The sequence below is a fragment of the Micromonospora sp. NPDC005707 genome, assembly GCF_040631005.1.
Taxonomy (GTDB): Bacteria; Actinomycetota; Actinomycetes; order Mycobacteriales; family Micromonosporaceae; genus Micromonospora.
The window spans coordinates 141,989-159,878 of sequence record NZ_JBEXYR010000014.1; the positions used below are offsets into that span (position 1 = coordinate 141,989).

Annotated in this window: 17 protein-coding genes; 10 read left to right on the forward strand and 7 right to left on the reverse strand. The window is 73.5% G+C overall.

Annotated features, from left to right (window positions below; genetic code table 11):
* Positions 1 to 12: 12 nt before the first annotated feature.
* Together ABZ452_RS25480 and mca are read right to left on the reverse strand one after the other, a co-directional pair.
* A complete protein-coding gene (locus ABZ452_RS25480; RefSeq protein ID WP_357947671.1) occupies positions 13 to 306 on the reverse strand; it encodes a hypothetical protein in 294 nt (97 codons plus the stop codon).
* A gap of 48 nt (positions 307 to 354) precedes the next feature.
* Positions 355 to 1,236: a mycothiol conjugate amidase Mca gene (gene mca / locus ABZ452_RS25485; RefSeq protein ID WP_357947674.1), complete on the reverse strand. Its 882-nt coding sequence runs from the start codon at positions 1,234 to 1,236 to the stop codon at positions 355 to 357.
* Positions 1,237 to 1,448: 212 nt separating this feature from the next.
* Between mca and ABZ452_RS25490 the strand changes: the two genes are divergently transcribed.
* Both ABZ452_RS25490 and greA read left to right on the forward strand, forming a co-directional pair.
* Positions 1,449 to 1,883 carry a DUF4307 domain-containing protein gene (locus ABZ452_RS25490; RefSeq protein WP_357947677.1) on the forward strand — a complete coding sequence of 145 codons (435 nt, stop codon included), beginning with the start codon at positions 1,449 to 1,451 and terminating at the stop codon, positions 1,881 to 1,883.
* Between the two features lie 148 nt (positions 1,884 to 2,031).
* The gene (gene greA, locus ABZ452_RS25495) at positions 2,032 to 2,532 is read left to right on the forward strand and encodes a transcription elongation factor GreA (RefSeq protein ID WP_357947680.1); all 501 of its coding nucleotides are present in this window, start codon (positions 2,032 to 2,034) and stop codon (positions 2,530 to 2,532) included.
* A gap of 137 nt (positions 2,533 to 2,669) precedes the next feature.
* Here greA and ilvA read toward each other — a convergent pair whose 3' ends face one another.
* From ilvA to ABZ452_RS25515, 4 genes are read right to left on the reverse strand one after another with little or no spacing between them, the layout of a single operon-like run.
* Complete coding sequence (gene ilvA / locus ABZ452_RS25500) at positions 2,670 to 3,890, reverse strand: threonine ammonia-lyase (protein WP_357947683.1); 1,221 nt, start codon at positions 3,888 to 3,890, stop codon at positions 2,670 to 2,672.
* Positions 3,887 to 4,750, reverse strand: a complete 864-nt coding sequence (locus ABZ452_RS25505; RefSeq protein WP_357947686.1) for a DUF4328 domain-containing protein — start codon at positions 4,748 to 4,750, stop codon at positions 3,887 to 3,889. Before ABZ452_RS25505 ends, ilvA begins: the two co-directional genes overlap by 4 nt.
* A gap of 49 nt (positions 4,751 to 4,799) precedes the next feature.
* Positions 4,800 to 6,212 (reverse strand): amidase family protein, encoded by a 1,413-nt coding sequence (locus ABZ452_RS25510; RefSeq protein ID WP_357947689.1) that lies wholly within the window; start codon positions 6,210 to 6,212, stop codon positions 4,800 to 4,802.
* 16 nt (positions 6,213 to 6,228) lie between these two features.
* Positions 6,229 to 7,371: a cystathionine gamma-synthase gene (locus tag ABZ452_RS25515; RefSeq protein WP_357947692.1), complete on the reverse strand. Its 1,143-nt coding sequence runs from the start codon at positions 7,369 to 7,371 to the stop codon at positions 6,229 to 6,231.
* A 168-nt stretch (positions 7,372 to 7,539) separates the two neighbouring features.
* On the opposite strand from ABZ452_RS25515, the gene ABZ452_RS25520 reads away from it, so the two are divergent.
* The 8 genes from ABZ452_RS25520 to ABZ452_RS25555 all read left to right on the forward strand — a co-directional run bounded on the left by ABZ452_RS25520 (position 7,540) and on the right by ABZ452_RS25555 (position 16,443).
* Positions 7,540 to 7,953, forward strand: coding sequence for an HIT domain-containing protein (locus ABZ452_RS25520; protein ID WP_357947695.1), 414 nt, complete (start codon positions 7,540 to 7,542; stop codon positions 7,951 to 7,953).
* Positions 7,954 to 8,029: 76 nt separating this feature from the next.
* A complete protein-coding gene (gene msrA / locus ABZ452_RS25525) occupies positions 8,030 to 8,692 on the forward strand; it encodes a peptide-methionine (S)-S-oxide reductase MsrA (RefSeq protein WP_357947698.1) in 663 nt (220 codons plus the stop codon).
* A 201-nt stretch (positions 8,693 to 8,893) separates the two neighbouring features.
* Positions 8,894 to 10,678: an N-acetylglutaminylglutamine amidotransferase gene (locus ABZ452_RS25530; protein WP_357947701.1), complete on the forward strand. Its 1,785-nt coding sequence runs from the start codon at positions 8,894 to 8,896 to the stop codon at positions 10,676 to 10,678.
* A 2-nt stretch (positions 10,679 to 10,680) separates the two neighbouring features.
* Complete coding sequence (gene ngg / locus ABZ452_RS25535; RefSeq protein ID WP_357947704.1) at positions 10,681 to 12,507, forward strand: N-acetylglutaminylglutamine synthetase; 1,827 nt, start codon at positions 10,681 to 10,683, stop codon at positions 12,505 to 12,507.
* Entirely contained in the window at positions 12,504 to 13,679 is a 1,176-nt protein-coding gene (locus tag ABZ452_RS25540; RefSeq protein WP_357947707.1) for an osmoprotectant NAGGN system M42 family peptidase, read from the forward strand. The genes ngg and ABZ452_RS25540 overlap by 4 nt, the downstream gene beginning before the upstream one ends.
* Positions 13,680 to 14,012: 333 nt before the next feature.
* Positions 14,013 to 14,939 (forward strand): ribonuclease Z, encoded by a 927-nt coding sequence (locus ABZ452_RS25545; protein WP_357947710.1) that lies wholly within the window; start codon positions 14,013 to 14,015, stop codon positions 14,937 to 14,939.
* Entirely contained in the window at positions 14,939 to 15,448 is a 510-nt protein-coding gene (locus ABZ452_RS25550) for a GNAT family N-acetyltransferase (RefSeq protein ID WP_357947713.1), read from the forward strand. The genes ABZ452_RS25545 and ABZ452_RS25550 overlap by 1 nt, the downstream gene beginning before the upstream one ends.
* A 44-nt stretch (positions 15,449 to 15,492) precedes the next feature.
* Positions 15,493 to 16,443 carry a trypsin-like peptidase domain-containing protein gene (locus ABZ452_RS25555; RefSeq protein ID WP_357947716.1) on the forward strand — a complete coding sequence of 317 codons (951 nt, stop codon included), beginning with the start codon at positions 15,493 to 15,495 and terminating at the stop codon, positions 16,441 to 16,443.
* Between the two features lie 51 nt (positions 16,444 to 16,494).
* Here the strand turns inward: ABZ452_RS25555 and ABZ452_RS25560 are convergent, their stop codons facing one another.
* Positions 16,495 to 17,865, reverse strand: a complete 1,371-nt coding sequence (locus ABZ452_RS25560; protein ID WP_357947719.1) for a cystathionine beta-synthase — start codon at positions 17,863 to 17,865, stop codon at positions 16,495 to 16,497.
* Positions 17,866 to 17,890: the final 25 nt, after the last annotated feature.

Consider the following 17,890-nt stretch of genomic DNA (forward strand, 5'->3'; position numbering starts at 1 on the left):
TTCACGCGGTGTTCAGCCGTTCCGGCGCTGCTGGGAGCCGTTGGGGGCGTTCGTCGGTGAATCCTGCTCGGCGGTCCCGTCTGTCGGATCCGCGACTGACGCGTCGGTCCGGCCCGGCTCGACCGGGCCGGCCTGCTGGGGGAACCGGTCGGGCAGCCGGCGCAGCCGGGCGTTCATGTTGCGGATCAGCAGGACGGTGGCGGTGGCCAGCAGCACGATGAGGAAGAGGCCCATCGGGCCGGCCAGACCACCCGTGCGGGTGTCACCGAAGTTGTTCTCCGCGAGCACCTGGGCGGTGGTCAGCATGGTGTTCCTCCGATGTGCGGCTGAGGACCAGCGTAGCCCGCCGGGGAATCAGCGGGCATGGCACGTCTCGCGCACTCCGGCGAAGAGGTCGGACTCGGGCAGCGGGCTGTCCACCATCGAGCGGGCGAGCTGGAAGTCCTCGGTCGGCCAGGCGCGCTGCTGCAGGTCCATGGGCACCTGGAACCAGAAGCCGTCGGGGTCGATCTGGGTGGCGTGGGCGCGCAGCGCGTCGTCGCGGACCGGGAAGTATTCGGCGCAGTCGACCCGGGTGGTGATCCGCTCGCCCTTGTCGGGACGATCCTCCCAGCGCTTCATCCACTCCCCGTACGGCGACTCCAGGCCGGCGGCGAGCATCGCCTCGTGCAGGGCCATGATCTTCGCCCGCGAGAAGCCCACGTCGTAGTAGAGCTTGAGCGGCTGCCACGGCTCGCCCAGCTCGGGGTGGCGGTCCGGGTCGCCGGCGGCCTCGAAGGCCGCCACCGTCACCTTGTGGGTCATGATGTGGTCGGGGTGCGGGTAGCCGCCCTCCTCGTCGTACGTGGTGACGACGTGCGGACGGAACTGGCGCATGAGCCGCACCAGCGGGGCCGCCGCGACCTCGACCTCCTCCAGGGCGAAGCAGCCCTCCGGCAGCGGCGGCAGCGGGTCGCCCTCGGGCAGCCCGGAGTCGACGAAGCCGAGCCACGCCTGCTCGATGCCGAGGATGGCCCGGGCCGCGTCCATCTCGGCGCGGCGGATGTCACCGATGTTGGCCCACACGTCGGGCCGGTCCATCTTGGGATTGAGCACGCTGCCCCGCTCGCCACCCGTGCAGGTGACGACCAGGACATCCACCCCCTCGGCGACGTATTTCGCCATGGTGGCCGCGCCCTTGCTCGACTCGTCGTCGGGATGGGCGTGCACCGCCATGAGCCGCAGTCGTTCTGCCACCTTCGGCGCTCCTCGTCTGTGCCCACCGGGCCCGGCCCGCCCGGGCCCGCCCGGCTGACCTGCCGGAATCTCCCCCCGCGCCCGCGAAAGCCCCCGTGTGGCCGATCGGCGGCGGGGCCGACCTGCCATTCTTGACTCAGCGCCGGGCTGGGAAGATGGACTTTGCCATTCTTGCCGATGCCGCCGACAACAACGCCAGGAGATACCCGCCGGTGAGCGAGACGCACGCCACACTCCCATCGGACGCACCGGTCTTCCCGCCCGGCCGCTACGGCCGCCGCCGGGAGCCGGGGCGCCGCCGTCCGCTCCTGCTCGTGCTGGTGGCGGCCGTCCTGCTGGCGCTCCTCGGGCTGGTCGCCGCCCGGCTCTACAGCCAGTACGGCGACCCCGACTACCGTGCCGAGATGATCACCTACACGGACATCACCGATTCCGGGGTGGTGGTCGACTTCCGGGTGACGGTGCCGGAGGGCGGCTCCGCGACGTGCCTGCTGCGGGCCCGCTCCCACGACGGCGCCGAGGTGGGCCACATCGAGGCCACGGTGACCGCCCCGCCCGGTGAACGCCACGTCCGGTCCCGGCAGGAGGTCCCCACCACCGCCCGGCCCTTCATCGGCGAGGTGCTGCGCTGCCGGCCGGCCGGCTGAGCCGGCAGCCCGGCCCGGCGCCGGGACGACACGCACCCCGGGTCCCACGGCCGGCACCCGGGGTGATCGGCAACACCCCGAGGTGGCCCGCACTGGTAAATTGGTTGTTCACCTGTCAGCCAGTCCGCACCAACCGAGGAGATCGCCTGTGTCCACCAATGACAACGAGGCGCCCGCGACCTGGCTGTCCCAGGACGCGTACGACCGCCTGCAGGGCGAGCTCGACGAGCTGATCGCCAACCGGCCGGTCATCGCCGCCGAGATCAACGCCCGGCGCGAGGAGGGCGACCTGCGGGAGAACGGCGGCTACCACGCCGCGCGCGAGGAGCAGGGCAAGGCGGAGGGCCGCATCCTCTACCTGAAGGAGCTGCTCCGCACGGCCAAGGTCGGCGAGGCACCGAGCGCCGACGCCGTGTCGCCCGGCATGGTCGTGACGATCTACTTCGACGACGACGCCGACGACACGGAGACCTTCCTGCTCGGCTCCCGCGAGATCGCCTCCACGACCGACCTCACCGTCTACAGCCCCGAGTCGGCGCTCGGCAAGGCGATCCTGGGCGGCAAGGCGGGCCAGACCTGCACCTACACGGCGCCCAGCGGCGCCGACATCAAGGTGACGGTGGTCAAGTTCGAGCCGTTCTCCGGCTAGCCGCTCCGGACCCGCGCCGGACGGCTCGGGTCCGACCCGACCGAGGCTGACAGGCTCCTCGGCCCCGAGCCACATCCGACCGCACCGACCGCCCCGACCGGCACCGTCCGGCCGGGGCGGTCGTGTCCGCGGCGCCCTCAGCCCTCCCCGGCGAAGACCACCTGGTAGCCGCTGGCCCGCAGGGCGCTGATCAGCGTGTCCGAGTGCTCCACGCCGCGGGTCTCCACCGAGAGCGCCACCTCGACCTCGCCGAGCCGCAGGTGGGGGTTGGCCCGCTGGTGCACCACGTCGACCACGTTGGCCCGGTGCTCGGCGATCTCACCGAGCAGCGAGGCGAGCTGGCCCGGCCGGTCCGTGCAGCGGACGGTCACCCGCAGGTAGCGACCCGCCGCCGCCAGGCCGTGCTCGATCACCCGCAGCATCAGCAGCGGGTCGATGTTGCCGCCGGACAGCACCGCCACCACCGGCGCCTGGACCTCCACCACACCGGCCAGCAGCGCCGCCACACCGACCGCGCCGGCCGGCTCCACCACCTGCTTGCCGCGCTCCAGCAGCATCAGCAACGCCCGGGAGATGTCCTCCTCGGAGACCGTGACGATCTCGTCGACCAGCTTGCGGACATGGGTGAAGGTCAGCTCACCGGGGCGGCCGACCGCGATCCCGTCGGCGATCGTCGAGAAGAAGGGCAGCCGGACCGGCTCGCCGGCCTTCAGCGAGGGCGGGAAGGCCGCGGCGCTCGCCGCCTGCACCCCGATCACGCGTACGTCGGGGCGCAGCGCCTTGGCGACCACCGCCAGACCGGAGATCAGCCCGCCGCCGCCCACCCCGGTCACGATGGTCTTCACGTCCGGGCACTGTTCGAGGATCTCCAGGGCCACCGTGCCCTGACCGGCGATGACGTCCCGGTGGTCGAACGGGTGGATGAACACCGCGCCGGTCCGCTCGGCGAAGGTCTGCGCCGCCACCAGCGACTCGTCCACCGTGTTGCCGACCAGTTCGACCTGGGCCCCGTACCCCTTCGTGGCGGCCACCTTCGGCAGCGGCGCGTTGACCGGCATGAAGACGGTGGCGTGCGCGCCGACCAGGCCGGCGGCGAGCGCGACACCCTGGGCGTGGTTGCCGGCGCTCGCCGCGACCACCCCGCGTTGCCGCTCCTCGGCGGAGAGCCGGGAGATCCGCACGTACGCGCCCCGCACCTTGTACGACCCGGCGCGCTGCACGTTCTCGCACTTGAGCCAGGTCGGCCCGCCCAGCGCGGCGCTGAGCGGCCGCGACGGCTCCAGCGGGGTGGTGCGGGTGACGCCGGCGAGCAGTTCCCGCGCGGCCTGTACGTCGGCGAGACCGACCAGTTCCGTCATGCCCCGATCGTGCCACCCGGCCCCGGCGGAACCTGCGGCGACGCCACGGTCGGGTCACCCGGCACCTGCGGCGACGGTCCGGTGACCGGCTGCGGCGGGATCGCGGGGGACAGCAGGGCCGCCCGCCACGCGGCCCCGTCGATGCGGGCCTGCTGTGCGGCGGAGACCCGCAGCACGACAGCGACGAGCGCGGCCGCGGCGACGAGAACCGCCAGCGCCGGGAGGGTGTTGCGCAGCGCGGCGTCCCGATACTGGTCGAGACCCGGTGCCAGCCCCTGCTCGGCGCGGCGTAGCCGGTCATCCACGTCGGCGATGCTGGTCACCAGATCGGCGATGCCGAACGCCAGCCAGGCCAGCCACCAGACGCCGACCAGGACACGCAGCCACACCCGGTCGAGGCTGTCCCGGACGATGCCGGCCATGACCACGCACGGCACAGCGAGGCTGGCCACCGGCACCCACCAGCCCGTGATGGCCCAGTGGGCGGCCAGGACCTTCCGGCCGCCGGGGAAGGCATCCGTGTTCTTCCGGGCCCGGAACATCCAGACCATCACCAGGGCGGCGGTGGTCAGGAAGACCACGACGTACGCCACGGAGAGCAGCCCCTCGGCGGCGAGCGGCACCGGCTGCCCGCCCGGGTCCCCGCCGGGCGGGGTGAGCAGGACGTGCAGGGCCGGCGCCAGCGCCACCAGGGTGTACAGCAGCGCGGTCAGGCCCACCCCGATCGCCGCGGCCACACCGATCCCGTGGACCGCGAAGGTCCGCATCCCCGGCGAGAGCGCGGGCCGGTCCGGCGAGACGCCGCAGCGCGGGCAGGCGCCGGCGGTGGGGCTGTCGGCCCCGCAGGTCTGGCAGTGCATCGGCGTCGTCCCCGTGGTCGCGTACGGAAGTCGCGCACACGCTAGACGATCATGCGTGGGCCGGCGACCCCGTCCCGACCCGGGGGTAGCCGGGGGCGTGCCGCTGCCACGGCGCCTGCATCTCGAACTGGCCGGCGACGCCGAGCAGCAGCAGCTCCGAGCCGGGCGGGCCGACGAACTGCACGGCGACCGGCAGGCCGTCCGGGCGGCGGCCGACCGGCACCACGATCGCCGGCAGCCCGGCGATGTTCCAGGGCGCGGCGTACGGGGCGTACCGGATGTTGGCCTTCATGTTCGCCAGCCAGGAGCGGCCGGACCAGCCGGCGGCCTCCGGCGGCGGGCCGGCCAGCGCCGGGGTGAGCAGCAGGTCGACCGAGTGGTCGGCGAAGAAGTTCACCGACCGCTCGCGCCAGGCGGCCCGGTCGGCCTCGCGCACGTACCCCCGGCGCTGCGCCCACTCGCCGAGCGCGACGTGCCGGCGGCTGCGCCGCTGCAGCCCGCGCCGCTCCACGCCCGCGGCCTGCACCTCGGTGGCGGCCGCGGCGAACCAGGTGGCGATGCCCTGCAGCCCGAGCCGCGTCGGGTAGACCGGGTCGGCCGGGACGGTGTCGTGCCCGGCGGCGGCGAGCAGCCGGCCGGCGGCGGCGACCGCGTCCCGGTTCGGCGCGTCCGGCGAGACGCCGCGCACCGGGGAGCGCAGCGAGACGCCCACCCGCAGCCGCGGCGGCGGGACCAGCTTGTCCGGGCGGCGCCCGGCCAGCACCGAGAAACCGACCACCGCGTCGGCCACCGTGCCGGTCAGCATGCCGTGCTCGGTGAGGCCGAACCAGTCGTCCGCGCCGAGCTGGCAGGGCACCACGCCCCGGCCGGGCTTGAGCCCGACCAGCCCGCAGCAGGCGGCCGGAATGCGGATCGACCCGAGGCCGTCGTTGCCGTGCGCGATCGGCACCAGCCCGGCCGCCACCGCGGCGGCCGCACCGCCCGAGGAGCCGCCCGGGGTCCGCGCCGGGTCCCAGGGGTTGCGGGTCACCCCGGTCTCGTCGTCGGTGAGGGCCCACAGGCCCAGCTCCGGCATCCGGGTCACCCCGAGGATCACCGCGCCCGCGCCGCGCAGCCGGCGGACCACCTCGTGGTCGGCCTCCGCCACGGGGGTACGCACGGCGGCCGACCCGTTCCACGTCGGCAGGCCGGCCACCGGGGTGTTCTCCTTGACCGCCACCGGCACGCCGGCCAGGGGGAGGTTGGCCAGGTCCTCCTGCTCGTCGACCTTCTCGGCCTCGACGATCGCCTCGCCGCCGCGTACCGAGCGGAACGCGGCCAGCTCGGCGTCGGCCCGGGCGATGTGGTCGAGGTGGTCGGCCACGACCTGGGTGGCGGACACGTCACCCCGGCGTACGCCCCGGGCGATCTGCTTGGCGGTCGCCCCCACCCAGGTCGTCGGCATGATGTCCTGCACGGCCATCCTCCCCAGCCAGCGGTCAGCCCAGCGCCTGCTCCAGATCGGCGAGCAGGTCGTCGACCGTCTCGATGCCGACAGACAGTCGCACGAGATCGCCGGGAACTTCAAGCGGCGAGCCGGCAGCGCTCGCGTGTGTCATGCGTCCCGGGTGCTCGATCAGGGATTCGACCCCGCCGAGCGACTCGGCGAGCACGAAGAGCTTCGCCCGGTTGCAGATCTCCACGGCGTGCTCCTCGCCGCCCGCCGCGCGGAAGGAGATCATCCCGCCGAACCGGCGCATCTGCTTGGCGGCCACCTCGTGACCCGGGTGCGCGGGCAGGCCCGGGTAGATGACCTGCGCGACCTTGGCGTGACCGTCCAGGTAGGCGGCGATCCGCTCGGCGTTGTCGCAGTGCCGGTCCATCCGTACCCCGAGGGTCTTGATGCCGCGCAGGGTGAGCCACGCGTCGAACGGGCCGTTCACGGCGCCCATCGCGTTCTGGTGGTAGCGCAGTTCCTCGCCGAGCGCCCGGTCGGCCGCGATCAGGGCGCCACCGACCACGTCGGAGTGTCCCCCGATGTACTTGGTGGTGGAGTGCACCACCACGTCCGCGCCGAACGCGATCGGCTGCTGGAGGTACGGCGAGGCGAAGGTGTTGTCGACCACCAGCAGCGCGTCGGCCTCGTGCGCGACGGCGGCCAGCGCGGCGATGTCCGCGATGCCGAGCAGCGGGTTGGTCGGCGTCTCCACCCAGATGATCCGGGTGGCGCCGGGACGGATCGCGGCGCGGACGGCGTCCGGGTCGGAGACCTTCGCCGGGGTGTACGCCAGCCCCCAGCGCTCGGCCACCTTGGCGAACAGCCGGTAGGTGCCGCCGTACGCGTCGTCCGGGATCACCACGTGGTCGCCCGGCTTGCAGACGGTCCGCAGCAGGGCGTCCTCGGCGGCCAGGCCGCTGGCGAAGGCGAGCCCCACGGGCCCGCCCTCCAGTGCCGCCAGGCACTCCTGGAGCGCGTCCCGGGTCGGGTTGCCCGAGCGGCTGTACTCGTAGCCCTCCCGGGGCGCGCCGACGGCGTCCTGGGCGTAGGTGCTGGTCTGATAGATCGGCGGGATCACCGCGCCGGTGCGGGCCTCCGGGTCCTGACCGGCGTGGATGGCGAGCGTCTCGAAGCCGTGACTCATTCCCGAGACGTTAGTCCGCCCGCGGCGTCCCACCGCGTGTAACCCGCCCGGTGCCCGCGCCATCCCTTGATGTGGATCTTGGAGAGTTGCCGTTCCACGCGAACGGCAGGTCGCCAAGATCGGCGCGCGGAACGGGCAAGACCGCGGGGCAGCGCCTAGCCTGGCGGGGTGAGCGGGTGCGTGTTCTGCGGGATCGTGGCGGGCGAGGTGCCGGCGTTCCGGGTCGCCGACGAGGCGGACGGGGTGGCCTTCCTGGACACCCGGCCGGTGTTCAAGGGGCACGTGCTGGTGGTGCCGCGCACCCACCTGGTCACCCTGGCCGACCTGCCGGCCGACGCGCTGCCCGGCTACTTCCGGCTGGTGCAGCGGCTCGCCGTGGCCGTGGAGGCCGGTCTGGGGTCCGGTGGGACGTTCGTGGCCATGAACAACAAGGTGTCCCAGTCGGTCCCCCACCTGCACACCCATGTCGTGCCCCGGACGAAGGGCGACGGGCTGCGCGGCTTCTTCTGGCCGCGGACCCGCTACGCCGACGACGCGGACGCCGAGGACTTCGCGGGCCGGGTCGCCGCCGCGCTCGCCTGAGGCCGGAACCTCGGGGTAAGGAACCGGGGTCCGGCGCTGTTGCACACGCTGGGAAAGCCACGAGAGGAGTCCCACCGTGTTCCTTCGCCGCATCAAGGCCGAGATGATCTCTCCCGACCGGGCCCTGCCGGGCCGTCCGATCGCGATGCCGATCGCAGACCGGCACGAGGTGCTGCCGTCCTCGCTGAAGGGCCCCTTCCCCGAGGGCGCCCAGGTCGCCGTCTTCGGGATGGGCTGTTTCTGGGGCGCCGAGCGGCTGTTCTGGACCCTCCCCGGCGTCATCACCACGTCGGCCGGCTACGCGGGTGGCTACACCACCAACCCGACGTACGAGGAGGTCTGCTCGGGGATGACCGGGCACGCCGAGGTGGTCCAGGTGGTCTACGACCCGTCGAGGATCAGCTACGAGGACCTGCTCAAGGTCTTCTGGGAGAACCACGACCCGACCCAGGGCATGCGCCAGGGCAACGACGTCGGCACGCAGTACCGGTCGGCGATCTACGCCAGCACCGACGAGCAGTTGGCCACCGCGCGGGCCTCGCGGGACGCCTTCGCGCCGATCGTGGCGCGGGCCGGCAAGGGTGAGATCACCACGGAGATCGCCCGCCTCGGCGACTACTACTTCGCCGAGGACTACCACCAGCAGTACCTCGCGCCGACCAAGAACCCGAACGGGTACTGCAACCACGGCCCCAACGGGCTGAGCTGCCCGGTCGGCGTGGCCCGCACCGCCGGCTGAGCGACCCGGATCCGTTTCCGGGCCTGCGGTGTTTTTCACACCGCGGGCCCGGCACATTTCCGGCATCGGTCGCCCGGGGGACAGGAACCGCCGGTCCGAGACGGTGGCTACCATACGTAGCGGCGCATGATAGCGAGCCGTCACACGACTGTCATCGTCTCAACAGGCAAACTGCACCAACCTCTGGCAGCATGGGCCCGCATGTGCGGACTAGCGGGAGAGTTCCGCCGTGACGGTTCCCGGGCCGACGTGTCGGCCGTGGAGCGGATGGCGGCCACGATGAGTGACCGAGGGCCCGACGACAGTGGTGTCTGGTCCCAGGGACAGACAGCGCTCGGACACCGACGCTTGAAGATCATCGACCTGTCCGCGGCCAGCGGCCAACCGATCGTGGACGCCGCCGCCGGCCTGACGGGCGTCTTCAACGGCTGCATCTACAACTACCGCGAGCTGCGCGAGGAGTTGCAGGCCCGGGGGCACCGCTTCTTCTCGGCCGGCGACAGCGAGGTCGTCGTCAAGGCGTACGCCGAGTGGGGGCTCGACTTCGTCGACCACCTGGTCGGCATGTTCGCGGTGGCGATCAGCGAGCGGGACACCGGCCGCCTGGTGCTGGCCCGGGACCGGCTCGGCATCAAGCCGCTCTACCTGGCCGAGAGCCCCGGCGTGGTGCGCTTCGCCTCGACCCTGCCGGCGCTGCTCGCCGGCGGCGGCGTCGACACCGGCATCGACCCGGTGGCGCTCGCCCACTACCTGAGCTTCCACAGCATCGTGCCGCCGCCGCGGACCATCCTGCGCGGCGTCGCCAAGCTCCCCCCGGCCACGGTCCGGGTGTACGAGCCGGACGGCACCACCCGCGACCGGGTCTACTGGGATCCGGCCTTCACCCGCGCCGCCGAGCGGGCCGGCTGGTCCGAGCGGGACTGGCAGGACGCCCTGCTGGAGTCGCTGACCACCGCCGTCCGCCGCCGCATGGTGGCCGACGTGCCGGTGGGCGTGCTGCTCTCCGGCGGCCTCGACTCCAGCCTGGTGGTCGCGCTGCTGGCCGGCGAGGGGCAGTCGGGGCTGTCCACCTTCTCCATCGGCTTCGACGCGGTGGGCGGCCGGGAGGGCGACGAGTTCGTCTACTCCGACCTGGTCGCGAAGACCTTCGGCACGGACCACCACCAGATCCGGGTGCCCACCGGCGACCTGCTGCCGCCGCTGGAGGCCGCCGTCGCCGCCATGAGCGAACCCATGGTCAGCCACGACTGCGTGGCGTTCTGGCTGCTCAGCCAGGAGGTCGCCCGGCACGTCAAGGTGGTCCAGTCCGGTCAGGGCGCGGACGAGATCCTGGGCGGCTACCACTGGTACCCGCCGCTGGCCGGTGTCGACCGGGACCGGGCCCTCGACACGTACGCGTCGGCGTTCTTCGACCGCGACGCGGCCGGCCTGGCCCGGGTGCTCAACCCGGCGTGGCTGGCCGACGGCGACCCGGCGCGGGAGTTCGTGGCCGCGCACCTCGGCCGGCCCGGGGCGCAGACCGCCGTGGACGCCGGCCTGCGCATCGACACGCAGGTCATGCTCACCGACGACCCGGTGAAGCGGGTCGACAACATGACCATGGCCCACGGGCTGGAGGCCCGGGTGCCGTTCCTCGACCACGAGTTCGTCGAGCTGGCCGCGAGCTGCCCGCCGGAGCTGAAGCTGGCCCAGGGCGGCAAGGGCGTGCTCAAGGAGATCGGCCGGCGGGTCCTGCCGCACGAGGTCATCGACCGGCCGAAGGGCTACTTCCCGGTCCCGGGCCTCACGCACCTGGAGGACAAGCTCCTCGACCGGGTACGCGACGCGCTCACCGCGCCCGAGGCCCGCCGCCGCGACCTGTTCCGCGCCGACTACGTCGACGCGCTGCTCGCCGACCCGAATGCCGAACTGACCCCGTTGAACGGAAACAAGCTGTGGCAGCTGGGACTCCTGGAAATGTGGCTCCAGAGCCACGGAATCGACTGACCGTGACCGACACCCTCGCGACGGGAGCCGCGCGTACCGATCGGGAACGGGTGCTGGGCCGGCGCCGGGAGCGGGTCGGCCCGGGCGGCGACCCGGTGGCGCCCGGCACACCGGAGCCGCGCCAGGAGCCCGGCGACGGGTCCGGCGTGGTGCTGGACTGCGGCTGGGGCCGGCTGGTCTTCGGGCAGACCTTCGCCGAGCAGGTCGAGGTCGCCGACGTGCTGCGCTCCGAGGCGGTCGGCGCCCGGGACATCTGCATCTACCTGCGCGACCCGCACGTGCTGGTCTCCCGCCTCCCCGACGAGCTGTTCATCGACCCGTCGCTGACCTACCGGCTGCCGCTGGGCGAGCGGCGGCCGGCCGCCACCGAGAGCGTCGAGATCCCCGGCCTGGCCGTCCGGCCGCTGCGCGACGCCGACGACGCGGACGCGGTGAACCGGATCTACGCCCGCAACGGCATGGTCACCGCGCCGGTGGAGGTGCTGGTCGACAACGCCGCCACCGACCGGTTCCTGCACCTGGTCGCCGAGGACGCCACCGGCGAGGTGGTCGGCACCATCACCGGGGTGGACCACGTCGCGGTCTTCGGCGACCCGGAGAACGGCGCGAGCCTCTGGTGCCTGACCGTGGACTTCAACACCGCCCCGCCCGGCACCGGCCAGGCGCTGCTCACCGCGCTGGCCGACCGGCTCGACACGCGGGGCCGGGCGTACGTCGACCTGTCGGTGCTGGCCGAGAACTCGGGGGCGATCCGGCTCTACGAGCGGCTCGGCTTCCACCGCACCGGGACGCTCTGCGTGAAGCGGAAGAACCCGATCAACGAACGGCTGTTCCTGCCCGCCATGCCGGCGGGCTACGACGAGCTGAACCCGTACGCGAAGATCGTCGCGGACGAGGCCATGCGGCGCGGCATCCGGGTGGAGGTGACCGATCCGCGCTGGGGTGAGCTGCGGCTGAGCAGCGGCGGCCGGACCGTGCACACCCGCGAGTCGCTCTCCGAGCTGACCTCGGCGGTGGCGATGAGCCGCTGCGACGACAAGCGGGTCACCCGGCGCATCCTCACCGAGGCGGGCCTGTCGGTGCCGCGCGGCCGGACCGCCACGGGCGACGCCGACGACCTGGCCTTCCTTGCCGACGTCGGCCCGGTCGTGGTCAAGCCGGCCCGGGGCGAGCAGGGCAACGGCATCACGGTCGGGGTCCGCACGCCGGAGGCGCTGACCGCCGCCGTCGAGCTGGCCCGCCGGTTCTGCCCGGACGTGCTGATCGAGGAGCTGCGGGAGGGCGAGGACCTGCGGGTGATCGTCATCGACCACGAGGTGGTGGCCGCGGCGGTCCGCCGGCCCGCGCAGATCACCGGGGACGGGGTGCACGACGTCACCGAGCTGATCGAGCGGCAGAGCCGCCGCCGCGCGGCGGCCACCGGCGGCGAGTCCCGGATCCCGATCGACGACATGACCCGCGAGGTGGTGGCCGAGGCCGGCCACCGGATGCACGACGTGCTCCCCGAGGGGCAGGTCCTGGCCGTCCGGCGGACCGCGAACCTGCACACCGGGGGCACGATCCACGACGTGACCGCCGAGCTGCACCCGGCCATCGCCGAGGCGTGCGTGACGGCCAGCCGGGCGCTGGACATCCCGGTCACCGGGCTGGACCTGCTGGTCCCCGCCGCCGACCGGCCGGAGCACGTGTTCATCGAGGCGAACGAGCGGCCCGGGCTGGCCAACCACGAGCCGCAGCCGACCGCCGAGCGCTTCGTCGACCTGCTCTTCCCCGGCACCCGGGCGCCGCAGCGGCTCTGGTCGCCGGCCGGGGCGGGAGGGGCCGCGTGAGCCCGAAGCCGCTGGAGCTCGACCTCGACTACCTGCGCCAGGTGCTGGTGGAGCTGCTGGAGATCCCCAGCCCGTCGGGGCGTACCGACCACGTGCAGCAGTACGTGGGCGAGCGGCTCTCGGCGCTCGGCATCGGCTCGACGCTGACCCGGCGCGGGGCGCTCAGCGCGTCCCTGCCGGGGCCGCGGTCGACCGGCGCCGACCGGGCCATCGTGGTGCACACCGACACCATCGGCGGCATGGTGAAGCGGCTGAAGGAGAACGGCCGGCTGGAGGTGAAGCCGATCGGCACGCACAGCGCCCGCTTCGCCGAGGGCGCCCACGTGCGGATCTTCACCGACGACCTGGACCGGGTGGTCACCGGCCAGGTGCTGCCGCTGAAGGCCAGCGGGCACCGCTACAACGAGGGCGTCGACCTCCAGGGCGTCGGCTGGGAGCTGATCGAGGTCCGGGTCGACGAGCCGGTCACCGACGAGGCCGGGCTCCGGGCGCTCGGCGTCGACGCCGGAGATTTCGTCGCGCTGCTCGCCAACCCGACGATCACCCCGAGCGGGTACGTCAGGTCCCGGCACCTGGACGACAAGGCCGGGGTGGCCGCGGTGCTGACCGCGTTCAAGGCGATGGTCGACGCGGGCGTCACCCCGGCGGTCACCGCGCACCTGCTGGTCACGGTCACCGAGGAGATCGGGCACGGGGCCAGCCACGGCCTCGACCCCGACGTCGCGGAGATCGTCTCGGTGGACGCCGCGGTGGTCGCGCCCGGCCAGCAGTCCCGGGAGGACGCGGCCACCCTGGCCATGGGCGACGGGGTGGGCCCGTTCGACTACCACCTCACCCGGCACCTCGCCGCGATCGCCCGGGAGCACGGCGTCCACCTGGTCCGGGACGTCTTCGACTACTACCGCTCGGACGTGGCGGCGGCGGTCGAGGCGGGCGCCCACGCCCGGGTGGCGCTGCTCGGCTTCGGCGTGGACGCCACCCACGGGCACGAGCGCACCCACCTGGACGGGCTGCGGCATCTCGCCCAACTGCTCTGCCTCTACCTGCAGAAGCCGCTGGTGTTCCCCGAGTGGGACGCCGAGCCCGAGGGCGACCTGGCCGATTTCCCGTCGCTGGCCGTCCAGCCCGCCTCCGAGGAGGGTCCGCGAGAGGGCCCCATCGGCGTGGAGTGATCGGCCGGCGCTCGGGATTCCCCGTCGGGCTGTGATCCAAATCCGTTGCCGAGCGCGACGGGAAGTCGATAGCGTGGCGGTACACGGGAAAGGAGGTGGTCCAGACTTGTATAGCAATCGGACTCGTGAGGTGGCTGTCCGCTAGCCGCTGTCCTCGACAGTGAAATCCCGTCCGCCGCGAGGCGGGCAGCAAGGCACCATCGTCGAGACCGTGTGGCAGCGGTGCGGCGAAACCACGACAGCCACCCGACCCCCGGGGTGCCGGCCCAGTCCAGCCGGCCCGCGCGCGAGCGCGGAAGCCCCGGGGGTCGCTTCATGTCTGGGAGGCCCCGCGTGTCGATGCGCGAGCTGGTGATCCTCGGTACGGCCAGCCAGGCGCCCACCCGGCAGCGCAACCACAACGGCTACCTGCTGCGCTGGGACGACGAGGTGCTCCTCTTCGACCCCGGCGAGGGCAGCCAGCGGCAGATGCTGCACACCGGGATCTCCGCCACCGACCTGACCCGGATCTGCGTCACCCACTTCCACGGCGACCACTGCCTGGGCCTGCCCGGCATGATCCAGCGGCTCTCCCTGGACCGGGTCCCCCGCCCGGTGGCCGTGCACTTCCCCGCCGGGGGCGCCGAGTACTTCGCCCGGCTGCGGCACGCGTCGAGCTTCTACGAGACCGCCGAGCTGGCCGTCGAGCCGGTCGAGGCGGACGGGCAGCGGATCACGCTGGGCATCGGCACGCTGGAGGCCCGCCGGCTGCGGCACCCCATCGAGACGTACGGCTACCGGCTCGTCGAGCCGGACGGCTGCCGGATGCTGCCGGAGAAGCTGTCCGCGTACGGCATCGCCGGCCCGGCGGTCGGGCAACTCCTCCGCGACGGCCACCTGGACCTGGACGGGCGCCGCGTCACCCGGGAGGAGGTGAGCGTGACCCGGCCGGGGCAGCGGTTCGCCTTCGTGATGGACACCGGCCTCTGCGACGGGGTGTGGGCCCTGGCCGAGCACGCCGACCTGCTGGTCATCGAGTCGACCTTCCTGGAGTCCGAGGCCGCCCTCGCCGCCGAGGCCGGGCACCTCACCGCCGGTCAGGCCGCGCGGGTGGCGGCCGAGTCGGGGGTACGCACGCTCGTGCTCACCCACTTCTCCCAGCGGTACGCGGACCCGCGCCGCTTCGCCGACGAGGCCCGCGAGCACTTCGCCGGGGAGCTGGTGATCGCCGAGGACCTGATGACGGTGCAGGTGCCGCCCCGGCGGGTAGCCTCGGCCTGATGACGATCTCCCTGCGCCCGGCCACCGAGGCCGATCTCATGGCGGTCGGCGCCCTGCACCAGCGGTCCCGGGTCGCGGCGTACTCGTCGTTCCTGGCCGCGGAGGCGCTGGCCGATCCGACCCCGGAGGCGATGGGCCGGTACTGGATCGAGCGGGTGACCTGGGAGCGCGCGGACCACCGGATGACCGTGGTCGAGCGGGACGGCCGGCTCGTCGGCTTCAGCTATCTGGGGCCCGACGACGAGGGCGATCCGGCCACCGGCCTGCTCAACGCCATCCACCTGGAGCCGGCGGAGCGGGGGCGGGGCACCGGGCGGGCGCTGATGGTGGACGCCCTCGACGCCATGCGGGCCCGCGGCTGGTCCCGGGCGGTGCTCTGGGTGCTCCGGGAGAACGCGACCGCCCGCCGGTTCTACGAGCGCGGCGGCTGGACCGCCACGGGCGAGCAGCGCGACGACGTCATCGGCACCGCCCTCGTCCCCCAGCTCCGCTATTGCCGTTCGCTCTGAGCGGATCGGGGCATGGGCGTCGATGTGGGCGCGTTGGGATCGGCATGGACACCGAGCACACCGAGCGGGCCGAGGACGCCGCGCTCGACGCGTACTCCCGGGTGGTGAGCGGCGTGGCCGCCCGGGTGCTGCCCAGCGTGGCCGCCCTGGCGGTGCGGACCGCGCGCGGCGCCGGCGCCGGTTCGGCCGTGGTGATCGGCCCGGACGGGCTGCTGCTCACCAGCGCCCACGTGGTGCAGGGCGCCCGGGACGGGTCGGCCGCCTTCGGCGACGGCACTGAGACCGGGTTCCGGGTGGTGGGCGCCGACCCGCTCTCCGACCTGGCCGTGCTGCGGGCGGAACGGGCGACCATCGAGCCCGTGGAGCTGGGCGACGCGGACCGGCTGCGGATCGGCCAGCTGGTGGTCGCCGTCGGCAACCCGATGGGGCTGGCCGGGTCGGTCACCGCCGGGGTGGTCTCCGGGCTGGGCCGGTCGCTGCCGGCCCGGGACGGGCGGGTCACCCGGCTCATCGAGGACGTCATCCAGACCGACGCGGCACTCAACCCGGGCAACTCGGGCGGCGCGCTGGCCGACTCGGCCGGCCGGGTGGTCGGGGTCAACACCGCGGTCGCCGGGTACGGCCTCGGGCTGGCCGTGCCGGTCAACGCCACCACCCGGCAGATCATCGCGGACCTCACCGCCGACGGCCGGGTCCGCCGGGCCTGGCTCGGCGTGGCCGGCGTGCCGGTGCCGCTGCCACCGGAGATCACCGCCCGGACCGGGCAGCGGCGCGGGCTGCGCGTGGTCGAGGTGGTGCCGGGCAGTCCGGCCGGAACGGCCGGGCTCTACCTCGGCGACATCATCGTGGCGGCCGGCGGCCGGCCCGTGCAGGACGGCCAGGGCCTGCAACGGTTGATGCTCGGCCCGGCGATCGGCGCCCGCCTGCCGGTCACCGTGCTGCGCAAGGGCGCGTACGTGGACGTGGTGGCCGTCCCGACCGAGCTGAGCCGCTGACGCGAACGAGGGCCGCACCCGCCGGGGGTGCGGCCCTCGTGTCGACGTGGGTCAGCGGGCGCCGAGGTGGGCGAGCAGGTCCTGGCGGGTCAGCACGCCCTTGGGCTTGCCGTCGACCAGCACCAGCGCGGCGTCGGCCTTCTCCAGCAGCCCGACCGCCTCGCTCACCGGCTGGCCGCCACCGATCATGGGCAGCGGGTCGGTCATGTGCCGCTCGATGGTGTCGTGCAGGTGGGCCTGGCCGGTGAAGAGCGCGTCGAGCAGGTCCTTCTCGGCGATCGAGCCGGCCACCTCGCCGGTCACCACGGGCGGCTCGGCCTTGAGCACCGGGAGCTGGGAGACGCCGTATTCCCGCATGTAGTCGATCGCGTCGCGGACCGTCTCGGTCGGGTGGACGTGCACCAGCTCGGGCAGGCCGCCCGGCTTGTTGGCGAGCGCCTCGGCCACGGTCGGCTCGGTGCCCGAGTTGTCGAGGAAGCCGTAGCGGGCCATCCAGCTGTCGTTGAAGATCTTCGACAGGTAGCCCTTGCCGCTGTCCGGCAGCAGCACCACGACCACGTCGTCCGGGCCGGCCTTGCGGGCCACCTCCAGGGCGGCCACCACGGCCATGCCGCAGGAGCCGCCGACCAGCAGCCCCTCCTCGCGGGCCAGCCGCCGGGTCATCTCGAAGGACTGCTTGTCGGACACCTCGACGATCTCGTCGGCCACGGACCGGTCGTAGGTCTCCGGCCAGAAGTCCTCGCCGACGCCCTCGACCAGGTAGGGCCGGCCGGTGCCGCCGGAGTAGACCGAACCCTCCGGGTCCGCGCCGACCACCCGGACCCGCCCCTCGGACGCCTCCTTCAGGTAGCGGCCGATGCCGGAGATGGTGCCGCCGGTGCCGACGCCCGCCACGAAGTGGGTGAGCCGCCCCTCGGTCTGCTGCCAGATCTCCGGCCCGGTGGTCTCGTAGTGCGAGCGCGGGTTGGCCGGGTTGCTGTACTGGTTGGGCTTCCAGGCGCCGGGGATCTCCCGGGTCAGCCGGTCGGAGACGTTGTAGTAGGAGCGCGGGTCCTCCGGCGCCACGGCGGTCGGGCAGACCACGACCTCGGCGCCGTACGCCCGCAGCACGTCCTGCTTGTCCTGGCTGACCTTGTCGGGGCAGACGAAGACGCACTTGTAGCCCTTGAGCTGGGCGACGAGGGCCAGCCCGACGCCGGTGTTGCCGCTGGTCGGCTCGACGATCGTGCCGCCCGGCTGGAGCAGGCCGGCCTTCTCGGCGTCCTCGACCATGCGCAGCGCGATCCGGTCCTTGACCGAGCCGCCCGGGTTGACGTATTCCACCTTCGCCAGCACGGTCGCCTGGATGCCCTCGGTGACGTTGCGCAGGCGTACCAGCGGGGTGTTGCCGATCAGCTCGACCACGTTGTCGTAGTACTGCACCTCGTTGTGCCCTTCGTTGCGCCGC

Bases quoted from the DNA above. Each gene is read 5' to 3' on its own strand.
- ABZ452_RS25480 (WP_357947671.1), bottom strand. From the start codon at position 306: ATGCTGACCACCGCCCAGGTGCTCGCGGAGAACAACTTCGGTGACACC.
- ilvA (WP_357947683.1), bottom strand. From the start codon at position 3,890: ATGACGGAACTGGTCGGTCTCGCCGACGTACAGGCCGCGCGGGAACTG.
- ABZ452_RS25505 (WP_357947686.1), bottom strand. From the start codon at position 4,750: ATGCACTGCCAGACCTGCGGGGCCGACAGCCCCACCGCCGGCGCCTGC.
- ABZ452_RS25510 (WP_357947689.1), bottom strand. From the start codon at position 6,212: ATGGCCGTGCAGGACATCATGCCGACGACCTGGGTGGGGGCGACCGCC.
- ABZ452_RS25515 (WP_357947692.1), bottom strand. From the start codon at position 7,371: ATGAGTCACGGCTTCGAGACGCTCGCCATCCACGCCGGTCAGGACCCG.
- ABZ452_RS25530 (WP_357947701.1), top strand. From the start codon at position 8,894: ATGTGCGGACTAGCGGGAGAGTTCCGCCGTGACGGTTCCCGGGCCGAC.
- ABZ452_RS25550 (WP_357947713.1), top strand. From the start codon at position 14,939: ATGACGATCTCCCTGCGCCCGGCCACCGAGGCCGATCTCATGGCGGTC.
- ABZ452_RS25555 (WP_357947716.1), top strand. From the start codon at position 15,493: ATGGACACCGAGCACACCGAGCGGGCCGAGGACGCCGCGCTCGACGCG.